Genomic DNA, 3,925 nt, shown 5'->3' on the forward strand with positions numbered 1-3,925 from the left:
GCGGTTATCTGACTGCTCGGGTTGAGTGTCCACGATGTACACGATTGGGTTGGCGTGCCTCCCTTGCGTCCGTTGTGGACGGATTACCTTGCTCCGTCTATGACGGGATCAGCGTTGAGGGTGCAGCGGGTCGTGATGCCTTCGGGCACGGAGTCGGCGACTGTTGTGGCCGACGGCCTGGTGCTGGATCCGGTGGATCGGTTCCTGGCGCATCTGACCGCGATCGACCGCTCCCCGAACACCGTGCGCGCCTATGCCCATGATCTGCGGGACTATTTCGAGTTCCTGCACTGCCGTGGCCTGCACTGGGATCGGGTCGCGCTGGAGGATCTGGGCCGGTTCGTGACGTGGCTGAGGTTGCCGGTCGGGGCCCGCGATGGACGGGTGGCGATGCTGCCCTGGGTGGAGGCGAATCTCGCTGCCGCGACGGTGAATCGCAAGCTGTCGGCTTTGGCGTCGTTCTATGAGTTTCATCAGCGGCACGGTGTCGAGCTCGGTGAGTTGCTGACGCGGTGGCGGCCGGGCCGCCGCGGCGGGTCGTGGCAGCCGTTCCTGGCGCACCTGGGCGCACGGCCGGAGCGGCACCGCGCGATCTCGCTGCGAGCAGAGCGGCGGCCGCCACGGGAGCTGAGCCAGGCGGAGATGACGGCGCTGATCGGTTCTTGCGACCGGTTGCGGGACAAGTTCCTGCTGAACCTGTTGAAGGGCACGGGATTGCGGATCGGTGAGGCGCTGGGGTTGCGGCACGAAGATCTCGACGCCCGCCGTCGGCTGGTCGCGGTTCGGCCCCGGAGGAACGTGAACCGAGCGCGGGCAAAGACGTGGTCACGGGAAGTTCCCGCCGATGCTGACCTGTTCCGCCTCTACAGCGATTACCTGCACGAGGAATACGGGACGCTGGACTGTGACTACGTGTTCGTCAATCTCTGGGGCTCGCCGGTCGGCGCGCCGATGAGCTACGCCACCGTCGACCGACTGGTGCGCCGCCTGCGAGCCCGCACCGGGATCGCGTTCTCGCCGCATCTGTTCCGCCACAGCTACGCCACCGGGTTGCTGCGCCGCGGGGTCGCCGCCGAGATCGTCCAGCACTTGCTCGGGCACGCCAGCATCAGCACCACCGTCGACACCTACTCCCATCTGGGTGTCGAGGACGCTCGTCGCGCCCTGGCCGCGGCCGGGTTCCTCGACGCGCCAGCGACAACGGAGCCGACCGCATGAGGCAGCTGCACCCGATCCCGCACGGCGACAACGACTCCGGCACCGATCTGGCGGCCCGGCTGCGGCCGCAGTTCGCGCAACCGGTGATCCTGGTCGACCCCGACGACCCGGTGATCGGAGGGCCGCAGTGCCTGGTCCCGGTCTGCGACCGGCTCGCGGTGATCTTCGGCAAGTGCTCGGCCCACCATCAGCGCTGGATCGAGGCCGGCCGCCCCGACGACGTCGAGACCTGGGCGAAGTCGGCGCCCGCGAACCGGCGCTGGCTGCACCAGCCCCGGAAATGCGCGATCACGACCTGCCACCGCAGCCGCCGCGAGCACGGTCTCTGCCACTCCCACGCCAGTCGGTGGCAGAAACAGGGCCGCGCCGGGCTGACACAGTGGATCGCCGACGGCGGTGGCGGTCCGCCGCTGCCGGCCGGGGACGGCTGCCGGTTCCCCGACTGCTGCCTGGAGGCCGAGGGCGAGGCTGGATTATGTGACCATCACCGGAATCGGTGGATCCGCGCCGACCGGCCGCCGATCGAGTCCTGGCTCCTCGGTTGCGCGACGTTCGGGCAGGACCGGTTCGACCTGCGCGCCCTGCCGCTGAAGATGCGGCTGGAGATCGCCTACGCGATCCAATGCCGGGTCGACGAACGCCGCACGATCACCCGGCCGCACTCGATCCGGCGGCTGCTGCGAGCCCTGCCCGGCGGCGGCGTCCCCTCGCTGCTGGACCGCAGCCCCGATTCCTGGATGGCCTATCTCGGGTTCTCCAGCGAGCGCGGCTACATCGAGCGACGGTTCCTGCTGGACGCGATCGGCTATCTGCGTGATCTCGTCGACGGCGTTGGCTGGGACGCGGAGTTCCCGCGCGATGTGTGGCTGCTGCGCCGGCTCGGGTTCCCCGGCCGCGACACCCGGTTCCGGTTCACCGGGATCGAACCGATCTGGTTGCGGCAGTTGACGAAACGGTGGGCCCGCTGGCGATTATCCACCGGGATCGCCGTCGCGACCGTCGGCGCCGACATCCGCGCGATCACCCTGTTCGCGCAGTCGTTCCCGGCCCTGCAGCGCGGACCCGAAGCACTGACCCGGGAGCTGGTCGAGGTCCATCTGGCGCACCTGATCGAACGGTTTCCGAATCCGAAGAGCCGGACCGGTCAGCTCAGCAGCCTCGCCGGTCTGCTGCGCGCGGCCCGCCAACACGGCTGGGAATCCCGGCTGTCTGCTCAGGTTGACCTGTTTCCCGAGGACTACCCGCGCCTGGTCAAGGGGCCACCACGGGCGTTGTCGGAAGCGGTGATGGCCCAGCTTGAACACCCCTGCGTCCTCGCCCGCTTCGCCGACTCCCGCGGCCGGTTGTTGGCGCGGATCCTGATGAGCACTGGGCTGCGCGTCGGTGACGGCGCCCGGCTGCGGCTGGACTGCGTCGTCCGCGACGGCCAGGGCGCGCCTTACCTGCGCTACACCAACCACAAGATGCGCCGGGACGCGTTCGTCCCGATCGACACCGACCTGGCCGAGGCGATCGCCGTCCAGCAGCAGGCGGTGCTCGACGAGTTCGATGACCCGGCGGTCCTGCTGCCGCGGCCCACCCGCAACCCTGACGGCAAGGTGGCGTTCAGCACTGCAACCTTCCGGGGAGAACTGCGAGAGTGGTTGCGCGTCAGCGATGTCCGGGACGAACTCGGCCGCGCCGTCCATGTCGCGCCGCATCAATGGCGCCACACGTTTGGCACTCGCCTGATCAACAACGAGGTCCCGCAGGAGACCGTCCGTCGTTTGCTCGACCACGACTCGCACGCCATGACTTCGCACTATGCGCGGCTGTCGGACACGACCATCCGGGAGCAGTGGGAACGCGCTCGCAAAGTCAACATCGCCGGTGAGGCCTTGGCCACCGACACCGGTCCGCTGGCCGACGCTGTCTGGATGAAGAACAACCTCTCCAGGGCGAAGATGGCGCTGCCCAACGGCTACTGCTCCTTGCCGCTGCAGCAGAAGTGCGAGTTCGCCAATGCCTGTTTGACCTGCCCAGTTTTCGTCACGACGCCGGAGTTCCTGCCCCAGCATCGTCACCAGCTCGAGCAGACCCAAGACTTGATCGCCCAGGCCGACCGCAACGGACACCAGCGCCTTGCCGAGATGAATCGCACCGTCGAGAAGAACCTCCTGGCCATTATCGACGGCCTGACCACATCGGATGGCTGCTGCGGCGGCGGAAAGTCCTGCGCCTGCAACGGAAAAAGCGGCTCGAATGCTTGCTGACAACCCCAGACACCTCGCCGAACACGCCCGTCAGCGCCACGATCAGACCCTGCACCGCGCCCAACAGGCGCTCGCCGAGCTGGCCGACGCCGGAGAACAGGTGACCGTTGCGCAACTTGCCAACCGGGCCGGCGTCTCGCGGTCATGGATCTACACCCAACCCGCATTGCGCGACCGGATCCGGCAGCTACAGCAGCATCGCGCCAGCGCTGGCTTCGTCCGCGACACCGCCACCCGGGCCACCGACGACTCACTGCGTCAACGTCTGGCCCTGGCGCACGAGCGAATCAACCAGCTCCGCACCGAGAACCAGCAACTCCGTGACGCCCTTGCCCACGCCCACGGCCAACTCCGCGCAGCCCGCCTCAGCACCGGTGATCGATAGTCAAAGACACCTGTCCACGACGCGAAACGCCAGGTCAAAGGCGGTATTTGAAGATCGAAGTCGAGATAAC

The 3,925-nt window shown here is 68.0% G+C and carries 3 protein-coding genes; all 3 read left to right on the top strand.

Annotated features, from left to right (window positions below; translation table 11 throughout):
* The first annotated feature begins 135 nt into the window (after positions 1–135).
* Genes PUT80_RS46075 through PUT80_RS46085 form a run of 3 tightly spaced genes read left to right on the top strand, consistent with a single transcriptional unit; the run spans position 136 to position 3,855 of the window.
* A complete protein-coding gene (locus tag PUT80_RS46075) occupies positions 136–1,218 on the top strand; it encodes a site-specific integrase (protein WP_208637253.1) in 1,083 nt (360 codons plus the stop codon).
* Positions 1,215–3,470 (top strand): tyrosine-type recombinase/integrase, encoded by a 2,256-nt coding sequence (locus PUT80_RS46080; RefSeq protein WP_208637254.1) that lies wholly within the window; start codon positions 1,215–1,217, stop codon positions 3,468–3,470. The genes PUT80_RS46075 and PUT80_RS46080 overlap by 4 nt, the downstream gene beginning before the upstream one ends.
* Positions 3,460–3,855 (top strand): DUF6262 family protein, encoded by a 396-nt coding sequence (locus PUT80_RS46085; protein WP_101434335.1) that lies wholly within the window; start codon positions 3,460–3,462, stop codon positions 3,853–3,855. The genes PUT80_RS46080 and PUT80_RS46085 overlap by 11 nt, the downstream gene beginning before the upstream one ends.
* The last annotated feature ends 70 nt before the right edge of the window (positions 3,856–3,925 follow it).

It is taken from the genome of Amycolatopsis sp. La24 (assembly GCF_029087445.1).
In the GTDB taxonomy this organism is placed as follows: Bacteria; Actinomycetota; Actinomycetes; order Mycobacteriales; family Pseudonocardiaceae; genus Amycolatopsis; species Amycolatopsis nivea.

Coding starts and splice junctions, on each gene's coding strand:
- PUT80_RS46080 (WP_208637254.1), top strand. CDS start 1,215: ATGAGGCAGCTGCACCCGATCCCGCACGGCGACAACGACTCCGGCACC.
- PUT80_RS46075 (WP_208637253.1), top strand. CDS start 136: ATGCCTTCGGGCACGGAGTCGGCGACTGTTGTGGCCGACGGCCTGGTG.
- PUT80_RS46085 (WP_101434335.1), top strand. CDS start 3,460: ATGCTTGCTGACAACCCCAGACACCTCGCCGAACACGCCCGTCAGCGC.